16 protein-coding genes are annotated in these 26,065 nt (G+C 30.9%); 2 read left to right on the top strand and 14 right to left on the bottom strand.

Translation table 11 applies throughout. The features are described from left to right. Window positions 1–170 precede the first annotated feature (170 nt). The 5 genes from ACWOA3_RS01700 to glgB form a co-directional block, all read right to left on the bottom strand. Window positions 171–2,564, bottom strand: coding sequence for a glycogen/starch/alpha-glucan phosphorylase (locus tag ACWOA3_RS01700; protein WP_456883872.1), 2,394 nt, complete (start codon window positions 2,562–2,564; stop codon window positions 171–173). Between the two features lie 24 nt (window positions 2,565–2,588). Continuing rightward, a complete protein-coding gene (gene glgA, locus ACWOA3_RS01695; RefSeq protein WP_456883871.1) occupies window positions 2,589–4,007 on the bottom strand; it encodes a glycogen synthase GlgA in 1,419 nt (472 codons plus the stop codon). A 144-nt stretch (window positions 4,008–4,151) separates the two neighbouring features. Then, the gene (gene glgD, locus ACWOA3_RS01690) at window positions 4,152–5,264 is read right to left on the bottom strand and encodes a glucose-1-phosphate adenylyltransferase subunit GlgD (RefSeq protein ID WP_456883870.1); all 1,113 of its coding nucleotides are present in this window, start codon (window positions 5,262–5,264) and stop codon (window positions 4,152–4,154) included. 1 nt (window position 5,265) lies between these two features. Then, complete coding sequence (locus tag ACWOA3_RS01685) at window positions 5,266–6,438, bottom strand: glucose-1-phosphate adenylyltransferase (protein WP_456883869.1); 1,173 nt, start codon at window positions 6,436–6,438, stop codon at window positions 5,266–5,268. A gap of 27 nt (window positions 6,439–6,465) precedes the next feature. Continuing rightward, on the bottom strand, window positions 6,466–8,319 hold the full coding sequence (gene glgB, locus ACWOA3_RS01680) for a 1,4-alpha-glucan branching protein GlgB (protein WP_456883868.1): 1,854 nt from the start codon (window positions 8,317–8,319) through the stop codon (window positions 6,466–6,468). Between the two features lie 332 nt (window positions 8,320–8,651). Here glgB and ACWOA3_RS01675 point away from each other — a divergent pair, with 332 nt between their 5' ends. After that, window positions 8,652–10,502: a glycoside hydrolase family 13 protein gene (locus ACWOA3_RS01675; protein WP_003146314.1), complete on the top strand. Its 1,851-nt coding sequence runs from the start codon at window positions 8,652–8,654 to the stop codon at window positions 10,500–10,502. Window positions 10,503–10,790: 288 nt separating this feature from the next. On the opposite strand, the gene ppc is transcribed toward ACWOA3_RS01675, so the two are convergent. The 5 genes from ppc to yaaA form a co-directional block, all read right to left on the bottom strand. Next, window positions 10,791–13,481 carry a phosphoenolpyruvate carboxylase gene (ppc, locus tag ACWOA3_RS01670; protein ID WP_456883867.1) on the bottom strand — a complete coding sequence of 897 codons (2,691 nt, stop codon included), beginning with the start codon at window positions 13,479–13,481 and terminating at the stop codon, window positions 10,791–10,793. Between the two features lie 362 nt (window positions 13,482–13,843). Continuing rightward, window positions 13,844–16,291 (bottom strand): DNA gyrase subunit A, encoded by a 2,448-nt coding sequence (gyrA, locus tag ACWOA3_RS01665; RefSeq protein ID WP_003146321.1) that lies wholly within the window; start codon window positions 16,289–16,291, stop codon window positions 13,844–13,846. A 16-nt stretch (window positions 16,292–16,307) separates the two neighbouring features. Further along, a complete protein-coding gene (gene gyrB / locus ACWOA3_RS01660; protein ID WP_456883866.1) occupies window positions 16,308–18,224 on the bottom strand; it encodes a DNA topoisomerase (ATP-hydrolyzing) subunit B in 1,917 nt (638 codons plus the stop codon). 41 nt (window positions 18,225–18,265) lie between these two features. Continuing rightward, on the bottom strand, window positions 18,266–19,354 hold the full coding sequence (gene recF, locus ACWOA3_RS01655) for a DNA replication/repair protein RecF (RefSeq protein WP_456883865.1): 1,089 nt from the start codon (window positions 19,352–19,354) through the stop codon (window positions 18,266–18,268). Between the two features lie 37 nt (window positions 19,355–19,391). Then, window positions 19,392–19,607, bottom strand: a complete 216-nt coding sequence (gene yaaA / locus ACWOA3_RS01650) for a S4 domain-containing protein YaaA (RefSeq protein WP_003146324.1) — start codon at window positions 19,605–19,607, stop codon at window positions 19,392–19,394. A 377-nt stretch (window positions 19,608–19,984) separates the two neighbouring features. On the opposite strand from yaaA, the gene ACWOA3_RS01645 reads away from it, so the two are divergent. Continuing rightward, window positions 19,985–20,803, top strand: a complete 819-nt coding sequence (locus tag ACWOA3_RS01645; protein ID WP_456883864.1) for a phosphotransferase — start codon at window positions 19,985–19,987, stop codon at window positions 20,801–20,803. A 128-nt stretch (window positions 20,804–20,931) separates the two neighbouring features. On the opposite strand, the gene rplT is transcribed toward ACWOA3_RS01645, so the two are convergent. The 4 genes from rplT to rpoC all read right to left on the bottom strand — a co-directional run bounded on the left by rplT (window position 20,932) and on the right by rpoC (window position 26,021). Beyond that, the gene (gene rplT, locus ACWOA3_RS01640; RefSeq protein WP_003146326.1) at window positions 20,932–21,291 is read right to left on the bottom strand and encodes a 50S ribosomal protein L20; all 360 of its coding nucleotides are present in this window, start codon (window positions 21,289–21,291) and stop codon (window positions 20,932–20,934) included. A 63-nt stretch (window positions 21,292–21,354) separates the two neighbouring features. Next, window positions 21,355–21,549: a 50S ribosomal protein L35 gene (gene rpmI / locus ACWOA3_RS01635; RefSeq protein WP_003145690.1), complete on the bottom strand. Its 195-nt coding sequence runs from the start codon at window positions 21,547–21,549 to the stop codon at window positions 21,355–21,357. Window positions 21,550–21,575: 26 nt separating this feature from the next. Further along, window positions 21,576–22,103 (bottom strand): translation initiation factor IF-3, encoded by a 528-nt coding sequence (infC, locus tag ACWOA3_RS01630; RefSeq protein ID WP_003145601.1) that lies wholly within the window; start codon window positions 22,101–22,103, stop codon window positions 21,576–21,578. Between the two features lie 237 nt (window positions 22,104–22,340). Next, entirely contained in the window at window positions 22,341–26,021 is a 3,681-nt protein-coding gene (gene rpoC, locus ACWOA3_RS01625; protein WP_003146327.1) for a DNA-directed RNA polymerase subunit beta', read from the bottom strand. Between the last annotated feature and the right edge of the window lie 44 nt (window positions 26,022–26,065).

Genomic DNA, 26,065 nt, shown 5'->3' with positions numbered 1-26,065 from the left:
TTTTACCATATTAATCGTATTTTATCTATGAGAATGGTGTGTTTATATATACATTATATCTAAATTTAAATAATATTTCTCTTTGTTATTGGTTGATATTTTATAGCCTAACAAAAATAAGAGCAACCTAAGGAAAATTTTCCTATTAGGTCACCCTCTAGATTAATATTCTATTTTACTTTTTTTATGTTCCAAATATCTTTAGCATATTCAGCTACTGATCTATCTGCAGAGAAGATACCAGCGTTAGCTGTATTTACTAAACTCATTTGTCCCCATTTTTCTTTATCTTGATATGTTTCGGCAACTTTTTCTTGAGCTGCAACATAACTTTCAAAGTCAGCTAGACACATATAGTTATCTTGAGTTAATAAGTAGTCTACGATAAAGTTGAAGTTCATACCTCCTACAGTCATAGTTCTAATAAAATCTAATGTTTCTTTAATTTTTACTGAATTGTTGTAGTATTCCCAAGGTTTATATCCATGAGCATATAATGCATCAACTTCTGGAGTTTCTAAACCGAAGATGAAGATATTATCATCTCCTACCGCTTCATGAATCTCTACATTAGCTCCATCAAGTGTTCCTAATGTTAAAGCTCCATTTAGCATTAATTTCATATTACCTGTGCCACTTGCTTCTTTTCCGGCTTGTGAAATTTGTTCACTAATATCAGCCGCTGGAATAATTTTTTCTGCAAGTGTTACTTTGTAATCTGGTAAAAATACAACTTTGATGTATTCACGCACTAATTCATCACATTCTATCATTTGAGAGATTGAGTGGATAAATTTGATTATATTTTTAGCCATTTGATATCCCGATGATGCTTTTGCAGCAAAAATAAATGTTCTTGGTACTGGACGTAATCCATTATATTTTATCTCTCTATATAAGTATACAATGTGTAATGCATTCAGTAATTGACGTTTATATTCGTGTAGTCTCTTAACTTGTACATCAAAGATGGATTCTGGATTTACAGTTATACCTGTTGTATTTTGAATGTAAGTAGCAAGTTGTTCTTTTTTAATTTTTTTAATTTCTTGAAGTTTAGCAACAACTTTTTTGTCATTTTTATAATCATTTAATTTACTGATTTTAGATAAATCTTTAACGAAATCATCACCGATTAATTCTTTTAGATATGATGCTAGTTCAGGGTTTGCCTGTCCTAACCATCTACGGTGAGCTATACCGTTAGTTACATTTCCGAATTTAGATGGATACAATTCGTTAAATGCTCTAAATGTAGATTCTACAAGAATATCACTATGTAGTTTTGATACACCATTAACATTGTGGCTTCCTACTATTGATAAGTTAGCCATTCTTATTTGATTATCATATATAATTGCAGATTCCGCTAAAGTGTAGTCTTTGCCTTGATCTATTACCCATTGACAGAAACGTTTATTAATTTCCTCAATAATTGAGTAAATACGTGGTAATAATGGTTTAAATAAATCTACAGACCATTTTTCTAATGCCTCTGCCATAATTGTGTGGTTAGTGTAGGCGAAAGTTTTAGTTGTAATTTCCCATGCTTTGTCCCAAGAATATCCGTATTCATCTAATAATAATCTCATCAATTCCGGAACTCCCATCGCTGGATGAGTATCATTAATATGTAATGCAACATGTTCACTTAAGTTTTCTAATGTTCCAAATTCATTGTAATGATTTTTCACTAATTGTTGCAATGAAGCACTAATAAAGAAGTATTGTTGTTTAATACGTAATTCTTTACCTTCATTTGTGCTGTCTGCTGGATATAATAATTTAGAGATTGATGAAGCTATTGCTTCTGCTTCTGAAGATTTTGAATATTCCCCTCGTTCAAACAATTTCATATTAAATCCAGTTTTTGCTTTTGCTTCCCATAATCTTAAGGTATTTACTGTTTTTGTTTTATATCCTGAAATTAATAAATCATATGGTTCAGCTTGAATCGAAGTATAATCTTTGTGTTCTACAGTAAATCCATTTTCAGTCATTTTTTCTTCTACGTGACCATAGAATCTAACTTCAATTTCTTCGTCATTTCTATAAACTAAACCGTATTTCCCTAAGTCTAACCAATAATCTGGAAACTCCTGTTGCCAACCATTGTTAATCACTTGTTTGAAGATTCCGTATTCATAAAGAATAGAAAAACCTGTTACTGGATAATCACTACTTGTTAAAGCATCTAAATAACATGAAGCAAGACGCCCAAGACCACCATTCCCTAAACCTGGATCTGGTTCAATATCATAAATTTCATCTAAATCGAAGTTATTTTCTGCAAGGTATTCTTTGATTTCTTTTTCTACTCCAAGATTAAATAAATTGTTTCTTAAAGTTCTACCTACAAGAAACTCCATTGACATGTAGTAAGCACGTTTTTGCTTTGTTTTCTTTAATTCTTGTTCATACACAAATTTTTTCTCAGATAATTTTTCTCTAACAGTACTCATTAATGCTTCATAAACTTGACGTTTACTAGCTGATTGTATTGTAATACCAAATTGTCGTTTTAAATACTTTTCTATTCTTTGTTCTAACTCTTGTTGTTTCATTAGTCTCTCCTATAATTTATCTTGTTAGACGATCTCGTTGTACATATTAATATATTGTAGTGCTGATTTTTTCCAACTTACATCTTGTTGAATTGCATTTTTCATAATTATATTCCAAATATGACGTTCTTGATAATAGCAATATGTTGCTCTGTATACTGCATCTAACATATCATATGCATCAAAACTTTCGAATGTAAACCCTGTTCCTGTTTTTCCATCAAATGGTTCTACAGTATCTCTTAAACCACCAACTCTGTGAACAATCGGTATAGTTGCATATCTCATTGAAATAAGTTGAGATAAACCACATGGTTCAGTTTTAGATGGCATTAAGAACATATCACACGAGCTATATACTTTTGATGATACTTCTGATGAGAACATAATTAAACTTCTTACTTTATCATGACGACGATATTCTAATGAACGAAGTGCATCTTCATAATGACGATCACCTGTTCCTAAAATCACAAGTTGAGCACCTGTTTTTAAGATTTCATCAGCAACATGAAGAACTAAGTCAATTCCTTTTTGGTGAGTTAATCTAGTAACCATCCCTATCATAGGTATATTTTCATTTACTTCTAATGCTAACTCTTCTTGGAATTTCAATTTGTTCTCTACTTTATTTTTTAATGTTTTAACATCAAAGTTCTTATAAATATTTTTATCAGTTTTTGAATTGAACTTATCAATATCCAAACCATTAATTATACCGTGAAGTTTACCTTGTTCTACTCTTAGTATATCATCTAAGCCATATGAGAAATATGGATCTAATATTTCATGTGCATAAGTTTCACTTACCGTATTTATTCTATCGGCTAATTGAATAGCACCTTTCAATAGATTTAAATCACCTTTATATATTAAAGCATCAAAGTATTTATTGTCTAAACCGAATAAATTCCCCATTTCATACGGGTTAAATTTCCCTTGAAATTCAATATTGTGGATAGATATTACACTTTTAATGTTTTGATAAAAACCTTGTCCTCTTGACTTAATATCATCTAAGTAAATTACAGATAAAGCTGCATGCCAGTCGTTAGCATTAACTATATCTGGTTTATAATCAATATGAGGTAATATTTCTAATGCAGCTTTTGAAAAGAATGCAAATCTCTCACCATCATCATCTTGACCATATACACTATCTCTATTAAAATATTGTTCATTATCGATAAAATAATAAGTTACTCCATTTACTTGCGTTTCAAAAATTCCGCAATAAACTGTTCTCCACCCTAAATTAATAAATATATGTTGTTTATATTTTAAATCGTACTTTTGTCTATCTATTGAAGAATACAAAGGTAGTACTACCCTTGCTTCTACATTTTCATCTTGAAGTGCTTTAGGTAATGATCCTATAACATCTCCTAGTCCTCCAACCTTTACAAATGGTGCCGCTTCAGCTGCCACGAATAATATTTTCATTATAATTCTCCTTATTCGTTATTTATTTCATACTAAAAGGGTTAGTTTTAGATGTAGTCTATCTGTTTATTATACTCTTTTTTCTTTCGAAAATCGAAGATTTTACAAATATCTCCCACATTTTATCCTAACCCGTATTTTTTATTATACTACTTTATTTTTTTCGACAATAACTTGGCAATTTTCAGTTCCTTTTAATTCAACTCTTTCTGAAACAGTTGCTTCTTTGTCTAAAATTACATAATCTAGGTAAGCTGATTTTTTAATAACACTATTAGGCATTATGATAGAATTTTTAATGACTGCACCTTCTTCAACTACTACGTCCCTAAATAATATACTGTTCTCAACAATTCCATTAATTTCACAACCATCTCCTAGTATAGAATTTTTTACGATTGCTCCATCTCCATAAGTAGTTGGTACACTATCTTGAACCCTAGTTAGGATATCAGTTCCTGATAAGAATAATTCATTCATTTTATTAGGGTCTAATAAATCTCTATTAAAATTATAAAACTCTTGAACACTATTAATTGTTCTTGTATAATTTTTAATTTCATAACCATAAACATTTAATCTATGGAAATTCTTAGTAATGAAATCTAATAGAATATCTTGCCATCCATATGTCATACCTTTTTTTACAAGTTCTTTAAACATGTCTTTAGACATAATATATATTTTAACTTGTGTCGGACAAACTTGATCATATCCATCATAATGATATAAACTATCATATACTCTGTTTTTATCATCAAAAATAATTTGTGACTCACGTTGTTGAGGTTTTCTATACGTATAAGCTAATGTTATATCAGCATTTGTAGATTTATGGTAATTTACCATTTCCTTAAAATCAATATTCCCAACAATATTTCCATCAGCAAGTATACAGTATTCTTCTAATAATGTATCCGCATATCTAGCTGCATCCCCTAATGCTTCAATTTTGTTTTGTGCTACTCTGTTTGATTGATGGTTTGACATCGGCGTTATAAACTTCAATCCACTATTTTTTCTGTTAAGATCCCAGTCTTTCCCCCAACTTAAGTGATCCATTAAAGATTTGTAATGATGATTTGTCACTACTGCTATATTAGATATCTCAGCTTTAACTAAAGAAGATAACATGAAGTCAACCATTCTATATCTTGACGCAACCGCTAAAGATGCTAGTGTTCTATTTCTTACTAATCCTTGTAGATCATCATTACGATAGTTATCCGCAAATAAAATACAAAACGCTCTTACCATATTATTTTCCCTCTACTTTCCTATTTTCTTTTACAACTTCATCTCTACCTACTACAGTTATTTGTTCTTTTCCTAAAACGATTTCTCTATTCCCAACTTCTACGTTTTCTTTAACAACTGAACCTTCTGCGATGATTGAATTGTAAACTTTCGCACCTTTTTCGATTACCACACCTTTCATGATGATGCTTCCTACTACTTCTGCACCTTCTTCAATTCTAACTCCTGAAGAAATTATAGATTCTGAAATAGTTCCATATACAGTAGTTCCATCTGAAATCATAGAATTTTTAACATTTGCACTATGTCCTAAATATTGTGGCATAGCTCCTTCGTGTCGATAATAAATTCTCCAAAGTCTATCATCTATATTGAAGTTTTCTTTATTTTTAATAAGGTCCATATTTGCTTCCCATAAGCTCTCAATTGTACCAACGTCTTTCCAGTAACCATAGAATGGATAGGCGTAGATATTTTTTCCTTCATTTAACATCATTGGAATAATATTTTTACCGAAGTCTTTTTCACTATCTGGGTTTTCTTCGTCACGAATTAAATATTCTCTTAATTGTTGCCAACTAAAAATATAGATTCCCATAGATGCTTTAGTAGATATTGGATTTTCTGGTTTTTCTAAAAACTCAGTAACTTTAAGGTCAAAATTTGTATTTAGAATCCCAAATCGACTAGCTTCTTCAATTGGAACATTAATGTGTGCAATTGTTAAATCTGCTCCTTTTTCTTTGTGGAAATCTAACATTTCTTTATAGTTCATTTTATAAATGTGATCCCCAGATAATATAAGGACATATTCTGGTTTATATTGCTCTATATATTTAATATTTTGATAAATAGCATTTGCAGTTCCTTTATACCACTCTCCAGTTTTTCCAGCAGTATAAGGTGGTAAAATAGATAATCCTCCATCCATTCTATCTAAATCCCATGGTTGACCATTCCCCATATATGAGTTAAGTTCCAAAGGCATAAATTGAGTTAGTACTCCTACAGTTGAAATTCCAGAGTTAGCACAGTTTGAAAGTGGAAAATCTATAATTCTATATTTTCCACCAAAAGGTACAGCTGGTTTAGCCATATCTTTTGTTAATACTTGTAATCTTGTACCTTGTCCTCCTGCTAGTAGCATAGCTACAACTTCTTTTTTTCGTGCCATTAAGTTGACCCCCTTCTTCAAAACTTGTTATTTCTTTTCTATATACATTGTCGCATAAGGCGGAATGTTTAAACTCAACGTATATTTAAATTCATTTTTTTCTTTATTAATTGTTTTAAGATTTCTATTTAATACTGCAATACCATCGTATTTTTTAGCATCAGAATTTAGCGCAATCTTATAGCTTCCCCAAGTATCTACCCCAATTTCATAATTTTTCAATACTTGATTTGAGAAATTACTAACTACTAAGACTTCTTTACCTGATCTATCTTTACGAGAAAAAGCAAAAACATTGTTATTATTATCATCTACAACATGCCATCTAAAACCATCCCAATCACTGTCATTTTCCCATAGTGCTGGCGTAGTTTTATAATACTTATTAAGTTCTTTTACATATCTATGTGTAAAAACATGCTTAGGATATAACATTAATAACCAATCAAGTTCTCTTTCTTCATCCCATTCGATAAATTGAGCAATATCAATTCCCATAAATGCTAATTTTTTCCCTGGATGTGCATACATATATCCTAAAAATGCTTTAAAGTTTGCAAATTTGTCTTCGTATGGAACAGGACTCTTATCTAAAAGAGATTTTTTCCCATGAACTACTTCATCATGTGAGATTGGAAGAATAAAATTTTCAGAGAATGCATAATGCATAGAAAATGTAAATTTGTTATGTACTCCTTTTCTAAAGAAAGGATCTGTTTCTAAATAATCAAGACTGTCATTCATCCATCCCATATTCCATTTGAAGTCGAATCCTAAACCACCATGTTCAACTGCAGCAGTTACTTTTGGATAACTAGTTGATTCTTCTGCTATCATACTTACACCTGGATAATTTTCTTTTATATACAAATTAAGATTTTTCAGAAAATCTATTGCTTCTAAATTCTCAAATCCACCATAAATATTTCGTGCCGACTTATCTTCATCACGACAGTAATTTAGAAAAATCATAGAACTAACAGCATCGACTCTGATTCCGTCTATGTGATAATCTTCAATCCATGATACTGCACTTGATGTTAAAAATGACTTAACCTCATTGCGACCATAGTCAAATACTCTAGTTCCCCAACCTTCATGTTCCATTTTTCTCGTATCAGAATATTCATAACATGGTGTTCCATCAAATTCATATAATCCATGAGCATCTTTTGTAAAGTGTCCTGGAACCCAATCTAGTATTACCCCAATATTATTTTGATGACAAATATCAACAAAATACATAAAATCTTCCGGTGTCCCATATCTTGATGTAGGAGAGAAATAACCTGTAGCTTGATATCCCCATGATTTATCATATGGATATTCTGTGATCGGTAATAACTCAACGTGAGTGTAATTCATTTCTTTTACATACTCTACCAGTCTATGTGCTAATTCTCTATAACTTAGTTCTTTACCCTCTTCATTATGTTTCCAAGATCCAAGATGTACTTCATAAATATTCATAGGCTGATGATAAGGTACCGTTCTATTATCCATCCACTTTTTATCTTTCCATTTATATTCTGGTAAAGTATAAACTTTTGATGCTGTTAACGGTCTAGTCTCAGCATGCTTAGCGTAGGGATCTGCCTTCCATAATTCAACCCCACTATGTGTTACAATTACATATTTATAGGTATCAAACTCGCTAACTCCTGGAATTTGAATTTCATAGATTCCTCTATCATTTATTCTTTTCATTTCATATGTATGTGGATACCAAGAACAAAACTCACCTGTAACAAAAACTCTTTTCGCGTTTGGGGCCCATACTCTAAAAGTACAAGAATCCCCTTCTAAAAACGATCCTAAAAATTTATGACTATGGTAATTAGTTCCTTCATGGAATAAATATTCGGCCATATTACTATTCACTAAATAACCCCCTTTTCAATAAAAAGTAAACGTTTTCTTCAGTTTTTAAAAAAATTTAATTTTATAAAATTTTCATAAAAAATAGTTCAAATCAACACTAATTTATTCTTTATTTTTTATACCTATAGTATAACATATGAAAGCTTTTATGTAAATGTTTTCTTTACTATTTCGTTACAAATTTTCATCTCGAATTTAATGCTTTAATACTAATCAAATTCTATTTTTTAAAATATTAACATTTACTTTTAAATATTTTTGTATTAAAATTAAGATTGTTATTTTTGTAAAACAAATTGATAATGCAAATTTTATATTTCGGAGAAGAAAAAATGATTAAATTTAATCCTATAAAAAATAAATTTCCTAAAGGAGCAATAAAAAATAAAGATGTTTTTCATTTTGAAGTGTTAATTAAAGATGATTTTTATTTTAATGATTTCAAAATTATTATAAAAAATGAATTTTCTGAAGAGATTATTTCTAAAAGTTTGAAATTTAAAGAAAAGACTGAAAGTAATTATTCTAAATATTTCGTAGAGTTTGATCCTTTTAATATTGGCTTATACTTTTATCATTTTGAAGTACATTTTGATAATTTTAATGTATATTTAAAAAATGATAGATTAAATGCTAAGTTAGTTAATAGTAATGATGACTTACCTGACTGGCAACTTACAGTCTACGATGCAAACTTCACTACACCAGATTGGTACAAAGGTTCAATTATGTACCAAATCTTCCCAGATAGATTTAAACGAAGTGATAAATATACCGCAACAATAGCAAAAAATGAAAATGTAAGAATTAGACATAAAAATTGGTACAGCGTTCCACACTCATCTATTACTCATGATAATTATGGTGCTAAAGATTTCCTAATGGGGAATCTATTAGGGATAGAGGAAGAAAAAGATTACTTTAAGAAATTAAATATAGAAAGTATTTATTTAAATCCTATTGTTGAGAGCCCTGAGAATCACCGATACTCTACTGCCGATTATTTTAATGTTGACCCTTATTTTGGAACTAATGAGCAATTCGAAAAATTCTGTAAAGATTTCAAAAAAGATAATATTAAAATTATTCTAGATGGTGTTTTTAGCCACACAGGTTCTGACAGTATTTATTTCAATCGATATAACAATTATGACAGTATTGGAGCTTATAACTCTCAAAATTCACCATACTATTCTTGGTTTAATTTTATTAATTTCCCTAACGAATATCACTCTTGGTGGGGATTTGACAATTTACCTACAGTGGTAAAAGAAAACAAAGAATATAGTGATTTCATAAATAATAAAGATACTGGTGTTGTTAACTTTTGGCAAAAATTAGGAATTGCTGGATGGCGTCTTGATGTTGCTGATGAATTTCCTGATGAATTCTTAGATAGAATTCGTGAAAGTGCAAAATACTATGATAAAGATTCCCTAATTATCGGAGAAGTTTGGGAAGATGCAACTAATAAAATTTCTTACAATACACGACGTCGATATTTCTTAGGTGATCAACTAGACAGTGTAATGAACTATCCATGGAAAAATGCTATTATTAATTTCGTAAAATATAAAAATGCAGATGATTTTACCCTAGAAATACTAAAATTGGTAGAAAACTATCCTCGCCCTTCTCTTGATGCGGTGATGAATTTACTTGGAAGTCATGATACTGAGCGTGTTCTTACAATATTAGCATTTAACAATCCAGAAGATGTACCTGTTCATGAACGTCCAACATATAAAATGTCACAAAAACAATATAACAAAGCTAAAAATCTATTGAAATTTGCTAGTTTCATACAATTTACATTACCTGGTGTTCCTTGTATTTACTATGGTGATGAAATTGGTATGTATGGATTTAGAGACCCATATAACAGACTAGGATTTTCTCATAATAATAAAGATGAAGATTTACTAAATCATTATATAGAATTATCAAAATTTAGAAATGAAAATAAAGATGATTTTATTACAAATTTTGAATTTATTTATACTAATGAAAAATGTGTTGCATATAGACGTAATAACATTCTTTGTATAATAAACTTAGATTCTAAGGCTCACTTTATTGAAGATTATTTTGGTGAAAAAATATTTGGAAACAATGAAATTTATTCAACACCTTTTGGTACTGTTGTAGCCCCTAATAGCTATATTGCTATAAAAGTTAAATAAAACAAATTAAGGGGCTGACCCAAAAGTCATAATATTTAACAAAGTGTCTATGAGAACTTATAGACGCAGTGGTTTATTGATATCTAAAGTCGCTTTATAAAAGCTTTTTAGATATCTTATAAACTGTGCGGGGGTGACTCGACAAAATCGATTTCTTCGAAATCACGATTTTTGAGCAACTTCCTATTCTTTTTGTATCTTCATTTAGGTATTTTTCAGAATTATAAATGATTAGGAAGCCGTAAAAATAGACACTAAGACTGATTCAATCTTAGTGTCATTTTTATATTATCCTGAGTTTCTAAGTCCAGTAGCAACTCCGTTAATTGTTATGTGAATTGTATTAATTTGAGATTCTGGCAATTTACCTTCTCTTGCACGTTTAATCAATTCCACTTGTAGTAAGTTTAGAGTATTAAAGTATTGTAACCTATTTTCTAAACTTCGAGTTAAATATGTATTATCTTCTAAGAACTCTTTGTGTTCTGAAATTTCTAGTACTACTTGTTTAGTCAAGTTCCACTCTCTTAGAATTTCTTCGTATACATTTTTAGTTTCTTCATTATTACATAGATTTGCATATTCTTTTGCAATATCCATATCTGATTTTGACATAACCATATCTACATTTGATAATAATGATGTAAAGAATGGCCATTGTTTATACATAGAACGTAGCTTTTCAATATTTGCTTTGTCTTTATTGATAAAATTAGAGAATGCTGTTCCTACTCCATACCAACCTGGAAGCATAATTCTACTTTGTGACCATGAAAATACCCAAGGAATAGCCCTTAAGCCACCGATATCCGTAATTTTCTTACGTGATGCTGGACGAGAACCTATATTTAAACTTGATATTTCTTTAATTGGTGTTGCCTCAAAGAAATAATTGTAGAAGTTTGGATTTTCAAACACTAACTCACGGTATTTACTATAACTATCATCAACGATTTCATCCATAATGATTTGAATTTCTGGAATATCTCTAATGTCAGTATTCACTTTATCGGCATTCATTCTTTGAATTACAGCAGAGAATAATGCTTCTAGATTATAATAAGCAGCATCACTATTTCCATACTTAGCAGCTATAATTTCCCCTTGTTCCGTAAGTCGGATCCTATCTTGAACACTTCCTAGTGGTTGTGAAATAATCGCATCATAACTTGGTCCTCCACCTCGACCTACAGTACCACCACGACCGTGGAAGAATGTAACTTTGATATTGTGTTTCTCACCAAGCGAAGAAAGTTCTTGTTGAGCTTTATATAATGACCATCCTGATGATAAATATCCACCATCTTTGTTACTATCTGAATATCCTAACATTATTTCTTGGTATCGACCATTATCACTCACCCATTTTTTCACTATATCTAAGCTTAAGTATTTATCCATAACTTCATATGAATTTTCTAAGTCTTCAATAGTTTCAAATAATGGTACGAGTTGTAACCTAGCAAAATCACTACCTACTAATCCAACTTCTTTAAGCATAATCGCTAGTTCTAATAAATCTGACACACTAGTCGTATGAGATATAATGTTTTGTTTAATAACATTGTCTCCAAGTTTATCTTTTAATTTTCTAGCTGTTCTAAAAATAGCAAGCTCTTTTCTTAATTCTTCTGATTGTTTATCTTCATCATTAATACTTAGAGGACGTGGATCTTCTTCTAATTGTTTTAATAACAATTTACATTTTTCATCTTCACTTAGAGAACTATAGTCTTTTTCAATATTAGCACTTCTTAGTAATTCTGCTACAGAAGCTTCATAGACACTTGAATCTTGACGCATATCTATACTTGCTAAATAGAATCCAAAGATTTTCACAACATTTAGTAATTCCTCAAATTCTCCAGTGATTAATATTTCACCTTTATTTTCTAATAAAGATGTTTTTATTACTTCTAAATCATTAATAAATTCTAATGATGTTAAGTACTTTTCTCCAATTTCCTTATCATTAAGTAAGAATTCCTTAGTATTTTCAAGTTTTTCTTTAATATAAAATATTGCTCTTCTATATGGTTCTTTTTCTCTATATACTGATGAATCATTAGAACGATTAGCTAATTCTTCTAATTCTTTACTTTCTTGAATATATTGAGTCGACATTGAGAATGTTCTATATAGACTTTCTAATTTATCTAAATAATAATTAGATATAAGTTCACACTGTTTCATCGCTGATAAATTCAGTGTTTCAGCTGTTACAAACGGGTTACCATCACGGTCTCCACCAATCCACATTCCCATAGTTATAGGTGTTTCATTTTTTAAATCAATATTATTTTCTTCTAATAACAGCTTATACTCAGTCATTAGTTTTCCAATTGCTTTTATGAAAGATAAATTATAATATTCTAATACGTTTGTAATCTCATTTGCTACTTTTAGTTTTTTCTCACGAATAATATCACTTTGTATTAATATTTCGATATGTTTTTGGATTGAATTTCTCCATTTTCTTTCATTAATTAAACCATTTTTCACATCTCTATGTTTTCTTAATAATGAGTGTAATTTTTCAGTTAAATCAAGAATTGTTTTGCGTTGAACCTGTGTAGGGTGTGCTGTTAATACTGGTACAACATTAATATTATCTAAAATATTTTTATCTTTAATATTTTTTATTGAATCAGATAACTTACCTATGTAAGACTCACCAGAGTTATTTTTATAGTTTACCTCATAAGCTAAGTCAACATCTTCGGCAATATTAATTAAAAGAGGTAAAACTGAGAAGAAGTTAGCAACAATTTCCATTTCCTCTTGTGTTAAGTCTTTAATAATAAGATTTAATTTTTCATAATTTTTCTGATCTGCTAATGATTTCAATTCTACTATCTTTTGAAAAGTTTCTTCTGAAATTAATTTTTGAGTTGCTTTCAATAACATTTCAGTAAGAATCTTAATCTCCTCTTGGATAATATTTTCATTTACATTGCTTTCTAGTCTTGTTTTTTGCATCTAGTTACTCCTTGATAAGATTTTTACTAATAAAGTTTATTTTATCAGTTTTAACTACATATTCCATTATAAAACTTTTTTAGAAATAACACAATAAATTTTGAGAATTTTTTTCATTTTCTCATGCATTTTACTAACTTTTTTTGTTTTTTTAATTTTATTGTTCCTATTTTGTTTTATCGAATAATATTTTATATTATATCTAAAAATTCTAATAATATTCTAATATTCACATGATTTATCATTCTAATAACTAGAAGATTAAATTGGTAGTTTTTAATTTCTATACATAAAAAATCGAGGAATTTGAAAGTGAAATTTTATCAATCTTACTTTCAATAATTTCCTCGATTTATATTTTATTATTCTTCTTCGTAGATTTCTTCTTTCGCTGCTAATGTAACAGTTGCTACTTTTTGATCATCAACAAGATTAATTACTTTAACACCTGTCGCTGTTCTTCCAAGTGTGCTAATTGTTGAAACGTCTATTCTAATAATAATTCCTTGATCAGTCATAATCATTAAATCTTCGTTTCCTGCGATTGATTTAACCGCTACAATCTTACCTGTTTTCTTAGTAACTTTCGCTACTTTAACACCTTTTCCTCCACGGTTAATTACATTGAATTCCGTAGATTTAGAAATTTTACCAATACCATTTTCTGTTACTGTTAAAATTTTCTTAGACTCATCAACAACTTCCATACCTACTACATAGTCATCTGGAGAAAGTGTAATACCTTTAACACCACGACTTACACGTCCCATTGTACGGACTTTTTCAGCATTAATTCTAATTGCTTGTCCATTTGCTGTAACAATCATAATATCTTGATCATCAGTAATTCTTTGAACATCAATTAGTGAGTCGTCTTCATCAAGTTTAAGAGCAATCTTACCTTTCTTAAGGATACTTGCGTAATCTCCTAATTTAGATTTCTTAATGATACCATATTTAGTTGAGAAGATTAAGCTTGTTCCTTCTTCTTGAAGATCAGATATTGCAATAATAGAGTTTACTTTCTCTTCTTTTTCAATTTCTAATAAGTTAATGATAGGTATTCCTTTAGATTGTCTACTCATTTGGTTAATTTCATAACCTTTAAGAGTATAAACCTTACCTTTATCTGTAAAGAATAGAATATGATCGTGAGTTGAACAACTTAGCATATAAGCTACATTATCCTCATCGTTTGTAGTCATACCATTTACTCCGCGTCCACCACGACCTTGAGATTTATAAGTACTTGCAGCAAGACGTTTAATGTATTGGTTATGGGATAGAGTAATTATAATTTGTTCTTTTTCGATTAAATCTTCATTTTCGATTTGATCTACTTGTCCTTCGATAATTACACTACGACGTTTATCTCCGAATTTTTCTTTAACTTCTAATAATTCATCTTTAACTATTTGAATTACACGTTCTGGTTTAGCTAGAATATCTTCTAAATCAGCGATAAGTTCCATAAGTTTACTGTACTCTTCTTCAATCTTATCGCGTTCTAAACCTGTAAGTCTTTGAAGACGCATATCTAGGATAGCTTGAGCTTGAATTTCAGTTAATCCGAATTGATCTATTAAGCCAGCTTTTGCTTCTTCAGCAGTTTGTGATCCACGAATTAAGCTAATAATTCTATCTATATTGTCTAAAGCAATTCTTAAACCTTCTAATATGTGAGCACGCGCCTGAGCTTTTTTAAGATCGAATTTAGTTCTTCTAACTACTACTTCTTTTTGGTGTTCTAGATAGTAGTAAAGTACTTCTTTAAGATTTAATAACTTAGGTACTCCATTTACAAGAGCAATCATATTAACACCAAATGAACTTTGTAATGGCGTTAATTTGTATAAATTATTTAAAATTACGTTACTATTAACATCACGACGTAATTCTATTACAATTCTTATACCTTTTAGGTTACTTTCATCACGAAGGTCTGTAACACCTTCTATTTTTTTATCACGAGCTAATTCAGCAATTTTTTCTACTAATTTAGCTTTGTTTACTTGGTAAGGAATTTCTGTAATAACAATTCTTTCTTTACCATTTTTCATTTGTTCAATTTCAGTTTTACCACGCATTATTACAGAACCACGTCCTGTTGTGTAGGCTTTAACTATTCCACTACGACCTAATAAGAATGATCCTGTTGGGAAGTCTGGTCCTTTTATCTTAGACATAAGTTCAGCAATAGTTATTTCAGAGTTATCTGCTAATGCGATTACTCCATCGATAACTTCCCCTAAGTTGTGTGGCGGAATGTTAGTCGCCATACCAACTGCAATACCACTACTTCCGTTAACTAATAAGTTAGGTATTCTTGCTGGTAATACTTTTGGTTCTTGTTTAGTACCATCATAGTTATCTTGCATATCAACTGTATCTTTGTTGATATCACGAAGTAACTCAGAAGCAATCTTACTCATTCTTGCTTCTGTATAACGCATCGCAGCAGCTCCATCTCCATCGATAGAACCAAAGTTCCCTTGTCCATCTACTAAAGGATATCTACTGTTGAAATCTTGCGCTAAACGTACAATTGTACCGTATGTTGCAGAGTCACCATGTGGGTGATACTTCGCCATTACTTCCCCTACAACGAAGGCACTTTTTTTGTAAGGTTTATCATATGTTAACCCTAAGTCATTAAAAGCATAAAGTATTCTTCTATGAACTGGTTTTAACCCGTCACGTACGTCCGGTAAGGCACGTGATACAATAACACTCATTGAATAATCTAAGAATGAATTTTCAATTTCAGTCGTTATGTTTCTTAAGGTAATATTATTTTTATTATCTTCCATGTTCTATCCTTTCTTTCTAAATGTCTAAGTTTATAACATTTAGAGCATTATCTTCGATGAATTTACGTCTTGGTTCTACTTTTTCACCCATTAACGTATCAAATGCTGCATCCGCTCTTTGAGCATCATCAATACTTACTTGATACATTAAACGATGTTCTGGATCCATTGTAGTATCCCATAGTTCTTCTGCATTCATCTCTCCAAGACCTTTGTATCGTTGAACAGTGTACTTTTTATCTCCAGCATGTTCTTCAATATTTTGTTTAAGCTCTTCTTCTGTATGACAGTAGAATTCTTTTTTACCTACTTTTAGACCGTATAGAGGCGGTCTAGCGATATATACATATCCTGCATCGATAAGTTCTCTCATATATCTGAAGAAGAATGTTAATAATAATGTTCTAATGTGACTTCCATCGACATCGGCATCAGTCATGATAACAATTTTATGATAACGAAGTTTATCAATATTTAATGTTTCTCCAATTCCCATACCAATAGCTGTAATTAATGAACGTACTTCGTCATTAGCTAATACTTTATCTATTCTTACTTTCTCTACGTTCAGAATTTTACCTTTTAATGGTAAAATGGCTTGGAATTTACTATTACGTCCAAGTTTTGCACTTCCTCCCGCAGAGTCCCCTTCGACTAGGAATAGTTCACATTCAGCTGCATCTTTACTCGAACAGTCAGCTAGTTTCCCAGGAAGGTTTGTAAATTCTAAAGCATTTTTACGACGTGTAGATTCACGAGCTTTTTTAGCTGCAATTCTAGCACGTGATGCTTGAAGTCCTTTTTCAACTATTATTTTTGCTATTTTTGGATTTTCTAGTAAGAATCTATCTAATTCTTCAGAGAATAACTTATTAGTAATTGTACTCATCTCTGAGTTACCTAGTTTAGTTTTTGTTTGTCCTTCGAACTGTGGATTTGGGTGTTTAATTGAGATAATCGCAACAAGTCCTTCACGAACGTCATCACCTGTTAATGACTCTTTGTCTTTAATAAGTTTATTCTTTTTACCATACGAGTTGATGATTCTTGTAAGTGCTGTTTTAAATCCACTTTCGTGAGTTCCACCCTCATGTGTATTAATGTTATTAGCATAACTTAATACATTGCTAGAATATCCTGTGTTATATTGCATTGAGATTTCAACTTCTTTTCCATCCATCTCACCATGCACATAAATTGCTTCGTGTAAAGCATCTTTATTTTCATTTAACATTTCTACATATTCTAATAATCCACCTTCATAGTAGAAAGTCTCTTCTTTTTCTTGTCCTTCTCTTTCATCTTTAAGTATAATTGTTATACCTTTATTTAAGAAAGCAAGTTCTCTAATACGTGTTCTTAAAATATCGTATTCATATACTGTTGTTTCTTGGAAAATTTCTGGATCTGCTTTAAAACGAATAGTCGTTCCAGTTCTATCAGTATTTCCTACTACTGTAATTCCTTGAACTACATCTCCTCGTTCAAACTTCATTGTATGGATTTTCCCATCACGATGAACTGAAGCTTCTAGATTCGTAGATAAAGCATTTACTACACTGGCACCTACCCCGTGAAGACCACCTGATACTTTATATCCGCCTCCACCGAATTTACCTCCGGCGTGAAGTACTGTAAGAATTACTTCAAGCGCTGGTTTTCCAGTTTGTTCTTGAATATCTACTGGAATACCACGTCCATTATCTTCTACTCTTATCCAATTTCCTTTTTCAATTGCAACTGTTATTGTGTCACAATATCCGGCTAAGGCTTCATCTATAGAGTTATCTACAATTTCCCAAACAAGGTGGTGTAGACCTTTACTAGATGTAGAACCGATATACATACCTGGTCTTACCCTAACGGCTTCAAGTCCTTCAAGAACCTGAATCTGATCGGCATTATATTCTTGTATTTGTTTTTTTTCTACCATGATTTTTCCTTTCATTTTAGTAAATTTATAAAATAAATTTTCTAGATTAATTCACTAATATTTCCATTTTCTATTTTGAAAACTTTAGCTTTTTTTAATAAATCTTCTTTAATATCTGATATCGAAGGTGTTGTAATGAATGTTTGTACATTTTCATTAATTGCATCTAATAATTTTAGTTGTCTATTTTTATCTAATTCACTTAGTACATCATCTAAAAGTAAAACTGGATAAGTACCTGTTTTCGATTTTAGATAATTTATCTCAGCTAATTTAAGTGATAATACGATGCTTCGTTGTTGTCCTTGTGATGCATACATTTTTGCATCAAGATCATTTATATAGAATTCAAGGTCATCTTGATGCGGTCCTATTTTAGTACTACCGCGCATTATATCATCAAAGAATTTTTTCATCATAACTTTAGTTAAATTCTCTTCAGTAAATCCTTCATCTGTTATATCAGCTATATTTAAGGATTCTAGAACTGAACTTTTGTATCTGATTTTTAGTGATTCTTGACCATTAGATATATTCATCATATTTTTATAGGTCAATTCTGAAATATCTTGAACAAACGATACTCTTTCTTTTGTTATATATATAGCCACTTTAGCTAATTGAGAAGTAAGCGTCTCTAAATACGCAAGAGACATCTCATCCTTTGGATTTTTCTTCATATCTTTTAAATAAGAATTTCTCTGTTTTAATAAATGTTGGTACATTAAATAATACTTATGATAAATACGTGAGAACTGATAAAATTCTCTGTTTATAAACTCTCTTCTGAGTGACGGAGATCCTTTTACTAATTGTAAATCTTCTGGAGAAAATAATACTACATTAAGCTCTCCTACAAAATCTGTTAGTTTACTTTTCTTTACTCCTGCAATTTTAGCACTTTTTCCTTTATTACTTATACCTAACATAATATCGAGATTTTTGTCATTTTTATTAACTACACATGACATCGCAGTGGCAGTTTCGCCAAACATTATGCATTCACTATCACTTTTTGTTCGGTAACTACGTCCAAGCGCTAAACAAAAAATAGATTCTATAATATTAGTTTTTCCATTCGCATTGTTTCCTACTAAAACATTAAGCGAGGGATGTACATCTATATTCATTGATAAATAATTTCGAAAGTACAGTAATTTTAAACTCTTAATTCTCATTAATAATTATGAATTCATTTCCTTCTAATTTAATAATATCGTTTGAATATAACTTTTTCCCTCGTCTATTTTCTAGTTCTCCGTTTAACTCAACTTCTACATCTTGTAAAAAGTACTTAGCCTCTCCTCCAGAACCTATGAAACCTTCTAACTTTAAAAATTGTGCTAACGTGATATATTCACTATTAATAAAAACTTCTTTCATTTTACACCTCCTAAGTATTTAAAAATGAAACTCTATGTATATAAATATATTTTATATACTTTAATTATACCAAATTTCTACGTTTTTTTCAACAATACTCCATTTATTTTATTATTATGTAATTCAAAAATAACTATATATATCAGCTATTCTCACAGTTTAGAAACTATAATAGTTCACATAAATAACATCATAAAAATTTATGAATATAAATTACTATTTTTTGAAAGTTATTATAAAATAAATAGTATTTTAATACAAAAGTTTATTTTTCTTAATGAATATATTGAAATCGTTTTTCTTTCATATTTATTACCTATATTGTATAATAAAAGTGAAAAGTATATTAAATTTCTGAAATAAAGGAGGATTATTTTATGTATAGTAAAGAGAAATTAGAAAAAATACTAAATGAAAAAGTATTTTCTATCGAAGAAACAAGCTATGGAATTACAAATAATAATTATATTGTTACTACTGATAAAAATAAATACTTCTATAGAACATCGAAAGATTCAACAAAAATAGTTAATAAAGAAAATGAAAAAGAGGCACTAAAGTTATTATCGAATGAACCCTATTTTTTAAAACCAGTCTATATTAATAACGATAATTTAATAACTGTGTTTCAACCAAATCCTAAAACTTTTATTTCACAAAGAAGTTTATCAAATATTGTAAGAATAGGAAAGCTTTTAAAAGAGTTTCATTCAAATAAATTTCAAGCTGAAAATACTTTTGATCCAATTGATCAATTCAATACATATTTCAATCAAATTGACGAAGTTCCACATGTCTTAGATAAATATATGTATATAATTGATGAATTTAAAAAAGTATATAAAGCTGATAGACTATGCCATAACGATTTAGTAGAAGGTAATTTCCTATTCTCTAAAGATGCTTTATACTTAATCGATTTTGAATATGCTGGATATAATGATTACTACTTTGATATTGCAAGTTTCATCTCTGAAAATGATTTAAGCTATGAAGAAACAATAACGTTCTTAAAATCATATTTTACTGATGAAGAATGTAATTATAATAAATTAAAAGTCTTCTTAAATTTTTGTGATTTACTTTGGTATACATGGGCTACACTGTTATATGAAAAAAGAAATGAAGAAATATATAATGAAATAGCTAAAGATAAGCTTCATAGATTAAAGAATCCAAGAAAAATAGTCTACTAACTAATAAATATGACAAAAACTCAAGATAAGAATTATTTTCTTAACTTGAGTTTCATTATATCTTAAATTTATCCTAAGAAAAAAGGTTACTTACAAAATTATGTAAGTAACCTTTTAATTAATTTTTATTATTTAGCTAAAGCTGCTTTAGCTTGTTCACAAATACTTGCGAATCCAGCTGCGTCGTGGATAGCGATTTCTGATAACATTTTTCTGTTAATATCGATTCCAGCAACTTTAAGTCCGTTCATTAGACGGCTGTAAGATAATCCGTTTAATCTTGCAGCTGCATTAATACGAACGATCCATAATCTTCTGAAGTTACGTTTTGTTTGACGACGGTCTCTGAAAGCATACATTCCTGATTTCATTACTTGTTGCTTAGCAACTTTGAATAATGTATGTTTTGAACCAAAATATCCTTTAGCTAGTTTTAAAACTTTTTTACGGCGACGACGAGTCACAGTTCCACCTTTAACACGTGGCATATCTAATTCCTCCTTATGTATAACTTAAATAAGTATTTACGCTATAATTAATCTTCTTTAATATTATTTAACTAATAAAGTTCTAATACGTTTGTAATCACCACGAGATACTAATGAAGCTTTACGTAAGTGACGTTTTTGTTTAGTAGTTTTTCTTGAAAACCAGTGAGAAGTATAAGCACGGCTACGTTTTAATTTACCGCTAGCTGTTTTTTTCACACGTTTTGCTAAACCACGGTGAGATTTCATTTTTGGCATTATCAAATTCCTCCTATATTAAACCTTTATTTCTCTTTTTTTGGTGCTAGAACTAAGAACATACTGCGACCTTCCATTTTAGGTTTTTGTTCGACAGTAGCTATATCGCTAGCTTCGTTAGAAAAGTTTTCTAAAACTTTCTGTCCAATTTCTTTGTGGGTGATTGCTCTCCCTTTAAAACGAATAGAAACTTTAACTTTGTCTTCTTTTGCTAAGAATTTACGTGCATTTTTCAACTTAGTTTCAAAATCGTGCTTTTCAATTGTTGGAGATAATCTTATCTCTTTTGTTGTTACGATTTTTTGTTTCTTACGTGCTTCTTTTTCTTTCTTCTGCTGTTCAAATTTGAACTTACCGTAGTTCATAATTTTTGCAACTGGTGTTTTAGCATTTGGAGCTACTAGAACAACATCTAGGTTCATACGCTCTGCAATTTGCATAGCTTCTGCCTTAGTTTTAACTCCTAATTGTTCTCCATTTTGGCTAATTAAAAGAAACTCTTTCGCTTTAATACCTTCATTTACTTGTGCAGTATCTTTACTAATGATCAGCACCTCCTATTTATAAATTCATTAAATACTAAAAGCATTAAAAAAAAACTGAGTGCAAAACACCCAGCATAAAATTCTACATTTCATCTACATTAACCTGTACAATCAAAATTGGCAGGTGAGAAACGGGTGCTTCTACTTTTGTATTCAACATTATTTATTTTACATATTTTTTCTAGATTTGTCAATAGGAATATAATATTTTTTTTTATATTCCTATTAACTTTTATCTATTTTTTATTAAATAGAACCTAATTCTTCGTGTAATTCTTCTTCAATTGGTCTACTTAATTCATTATTAACTTCAGTTTCTAATGATTTTTCTGCTTTAATATCAACATCATTGTATCTTGGCATTCCTGTTCCTGCTGGAATTAGCTTACCAATAATAACGTTCTCTTTAAGTCCCATAAGTTTATCAACTTTTCCTTTAACAGCTGCATCTGTAAGAACACGAGTTGTTTCTTGGAATGAGGCTGCAGATAAGAAACTTTCTGTTTCTAATGAAGCTTTAGTGATACCTAGGATAACAGGTTTAGCTGTCGCCATGTTACCTCTTGCTTCAAGAATTTTTTTGTTTTCATCTGTAAATTTGTGAATATCAACTAATGAACCTGGAAGTAAATCAGTATCTCCAGCATTGATTACACGTACTTTTCTTAACATTTGACGTACCATAACCTCAACGTGTTTATCACTGATTTCTACCCCTTGCATACGGTAAACTTTTTGTACCTCAGTTAATAGATAGCTTTGAACAGCTTCTAACCCTGCAATTGATAGCAATTCTTTTGGTTCAATAGAACCTTCTGTTAAAGCTTGACCACGTTTAACTTTGTCATCTTCTTTAACTAACATACGGCTTGCACCATAGTCTTGATATTCTCTTTCTTCACCGATTTCACTTAATACGTAAATTCTACGTACGTGGTTATTATCGATTTCTACTTTTGTAACTGTTCCATCAACTTCTGAGATTAATGCCTTACCTTTAGGATTACGTGCTTCAAATAACTCTTGAATACGAGGTAAACCTTGTGTGATATCGGCACCGGCAACCCCACCTGTGTGGAACGTACGCATTGTAAGCTGTGTACCAGGTTCTCCGATAGATTGAGCGGCAATTGTACCAACTGCTTCCCCAACTTCTACTTTTTCACCTGTTGCTAAGTTTTTACCGTAACATTTCTCACAAACACCGTGACGTGAGTTACATGTAAATGCTGATCTAATAACAACACTTTCGATTCCAGCTGCTTCAATTTCTTTAGCTGTATCTAATGTAATTAATTGACCATCTTCAACGATAACTTTTCCAGTCTCTGGGTGAACAACAGTTTCTTTACTGTATCTACCTTCAAGACGTTCTTGTAAGCTTTCGATTTCATCTGTTCCATTTTTAAGTGCTGCAACTCTTAATCCACGAGATGTACCACAGTCGTTTTCGCGAACGATAACATCTTGTGCAACGTCAACAAGACGACGAGTTAAGTAACCTGAATCGGCTGTTTTAAGGGCTGTATCGGCAAGACCTTTACGCGCACCGTGAGAGGAAATGAAGAACTCTAATACTGTTAATCCTTCTTTAAATGATGAACGTACTGGCATCTCCATAATACGTCCTGATGGAGAAGCCATCAGACCACGCATTCCGGCTAACTGAGTAAAGTTTGACGCGTTACCACGGGCTCCAGAGTCACTCATCATATAAATTGGGTTAGTAGCTGGAAGAGAGTCCATAAGTTGATCTTGGATAATATCTTTTGCTTTTGCCCATTGAGCAATAACGTTTTGATATCTTTCTTCTTCTGTTAATAGACCACGTCTATATAATGTTGTAATCTTATCAACATTAGCTTGTGAGTCTGCTAAGATTTCATATTTGTTAGGTAGGACGAATACGTCACTTACCCCAACTGTAATACCAGCTCTTGAAGAGTATTTGAATCCTAAGTCTTTCATTCTGTCTAACATCATAGATGTTTCTGTGATGTGGAATCTATTGAAGATTTCAGAAATGATTTTTGATAAGAATCCTTTTTTAAATGGTGTCGCTGGTTCTTGTTCAGCTATATAAGCTTTTAATCCACCTTCTGTTAAGTCAGATGGTGCTACGAAATATTTATCAGGAGTCGCTGTTTCTAAGTTTTCCTTAGTAGGTTCATTTAAGAATGGGAATCCTTCTGGTAATATATCGTTGAAAATTACTTTACCAATTGTAGTAACAAGTAATTTTTTGTTTTGTTCTTCTGTAAACGTTGGGTTTTCAAAAGATTTAGCTGCAATACCTACACGAGTGTGAAGGTGAATATATCCATTTTGGTATGCAATTCTTGCTTCATCAGCATCTTTGAAAATCATACCTTCCCCTACTGCTCCAGGTCTTTCTAGTGTTAGGTAGTAGTTACCTAATACCATATCCTGAGACGGTGTAACTACTGGTTTACCATCTTTAGGGTTAAGGATGTTTTGTGCAGCTAACATTAGCATACGTGCTTCTGCTTGAGCTTCTTTTGATAAAGGAACGTGAACGGCCATTTGGTCACCATCGAAGTCGGCGTTAAATGCTGTTGTTACAAGAGGGTGAAGTCGAATAGCACGTCCTTCAACTAAGATTGGTTCGAATGCTTGGATACCAAGTCTGTGAAGAGTCGGGGCACGGTTAAGTAATACTGGGTGCTCACGAATAATATCTTCTAAGATATCCCAAACATGATCTTCCATTCTTTCGATTTGGTTTTTAGCATTTTTAATGTTATTAGCTAATTCACGTTTAACTAATTCACGCATAACAAATGGTTTGAATAATTCAAGAGCCATTTCTTTAGGTAATCCACATTGGTACATTTTTAGGTTTGGACCAACTACGATTACTGAACGTCCAGAATAGTCAACACGTTTACCTAATAAGTTTTGACGGAAACGACCGTGTTTACCTTTTAACATATTAGATAATGATTTTAATGTTCTGTTACCTGGACCTGTTACAGGACGGCCACGACGTCCGTTATCGATTAATGCATCAACTGCTTCTTGTAACATACGTTTTTCGTTTTGTACGATTAGCCCTGGTGCTTTAAGTTCGATAAGCTTTTTCAGACGGTTGTTACGGTTAATTACACGTCTGTATAAATCGTTTAAGTCACTTGTTGCAAAACGTCCACCATCTAATTGAACCATTGGTCTTAATTCTGGTGGGATAACTGGTAATACAGTCATAATCATCCATTCTGGTTTATTTCCAGAGTGTTTAAACGCTTCGAATACTTCAACACGTTTGATAATTTTTACAACTTTTTGACCTGATTTATAGTTACTTTCACTTAATTCTTTAAGTTCATTTTTAAGGTCTTTAAGTTCTTTTTCAATGTCTAACTCAGCTAAAAGGTCACGAATAGCTTCAGCACCCATTTTAGCTACGAAAGAATTTGCTCCAAATGTGCTACGTGCTTCACGTACTTCACGTTCAGAAACGATTTGTTTTTTCATGAAGTCAGTTTCACCTGGATCGATAACAATATAAGAAGCAAAGTAAATTACTTCTTCTAATTGTCTTGGACTAAGGTCAAGTAGAAGACCCATTCTACTTGGAATACCTTTGAAATACCAAATGTGGCTGACTGGGGCAGCTAATTCTAAGTGCCCCATTCTTTCACGACGAACTTTAGCTAAAGTTACATCAACTCCACATTTATCACATTTTATGTTTTTATATCTTACTCGTTTGTACTTTCCACAAGCACATTCCCAGTCTTTAGTTGGACCAAAGATTCTTTCACAGAATAGTCCATCATTTTCTGGTTTTAAAGTTCTATAGTTAATAGTTTCAGGTTTTTTAACCTCTCCATAAGACCAACTTCTGATTTTTTCAGGAGAAGCTAAACTAATTTTCATATATGCAAAATTATTTACGTCTATCAAGGAGCATACCTCCTTTATTTTTTTGTATAAATGCCTTGAATAGT

This window comes from Gemella taiwanensis (assembly GCF_054054385.1).
The sequence above is the reverse complement of the archived record's forward strand: the minus strand, read 5'-3'. Positions and strand labels throughout refer to the sequence as shown.

Bases quoted from the DNA above. Each gene is read 5' to 3' on its own strand.
- ACWOA3_RS01700 (WP_456883872.1), bottom strand. From the start codon at position 2,564: ATGAAACAACAAGAGTTAGAACAAAGAATAGAAAAGTATTTAAAACGA.
- glgA (WP_456883871.1), bottom strand. From the start codon at position 4,007: ATGAAAATATTATTCGTGGCAGCTGAAGCGGCACCATTTGTAAAGGTT.
- glgD (WP_456883870.1), bottom strand. From the start codon at position 5,264: ATGGTAAGAGCGTTTTGTATTTTATTTGCGGATAACTATCGTAATGAT.
- ACWOA3_RS01685 (WP_456883869.1), bottom strand. From the start codon at position 6,438: ATGGCACGAAAAAAAGAAGTTGTAGCTATGCTACTAGCAGGAGGACAA.
- ACWOA3_RS01675 (WP_003146314.1), top strand. From the start codon at position 8,652: ATGATTAAATTTAATCCTATAAAAAATAAATTTCCTAAAGGAGCAATA.
- ppc (WP_456883867.1), bottom strand. From the start codon at position 13,481: ATGCAAAAAACAAGACTAGAAAGCAATGTAAATGAAAATATTATCCAA.
- gyrA (WP_003146321.1), bottom strand. From the start codon at position 16,291: ATGGAAGATAATAAAAATAATATTACCTTAAGAAACATAACGACTGAA.
- gyrB (WP_456883866.1), bottom strand. From the start codon at position 18,224: ATGGTAGAAAAAAAACAAATACAAGAATATAATGCCGATCAGATTCAG.
- recF (WP_456883865.1), bottom strand. From the start codon at position 19,354: ATGAATATAGATGTACATCCCTCGCTTAATGTTTTAGTAGGAAACAAT.
- yaaA (WP_003146324.1), bottom strand. From the start codon at position 19,607: ATGAAAGAAGTTTTTATTAATAGTGAATATATCACGTTAGCACAATTT.
- ACWOA3_RS01645 (WP_456883864.1), top strand. From the start codon at position 19,985: ATGTATAGTAAAGAGAAATTAGAAAAAATACTAAATGAAAAAGTATTT.
- rplT (WP_003146326.1), bottom strand. From the start codon at position 21,291: ATGCCACGTGTTAAAGGTGGAACTGTGACTCGTCGTCGCCGTAAAAAA.
- rpmI (WP_003145690.1), bottom strand. From the start codon at position 21,549: ATGCCAAAAATGAAATCTCACCGTGGTTTAGCAAAACGTGTGAAAAAA.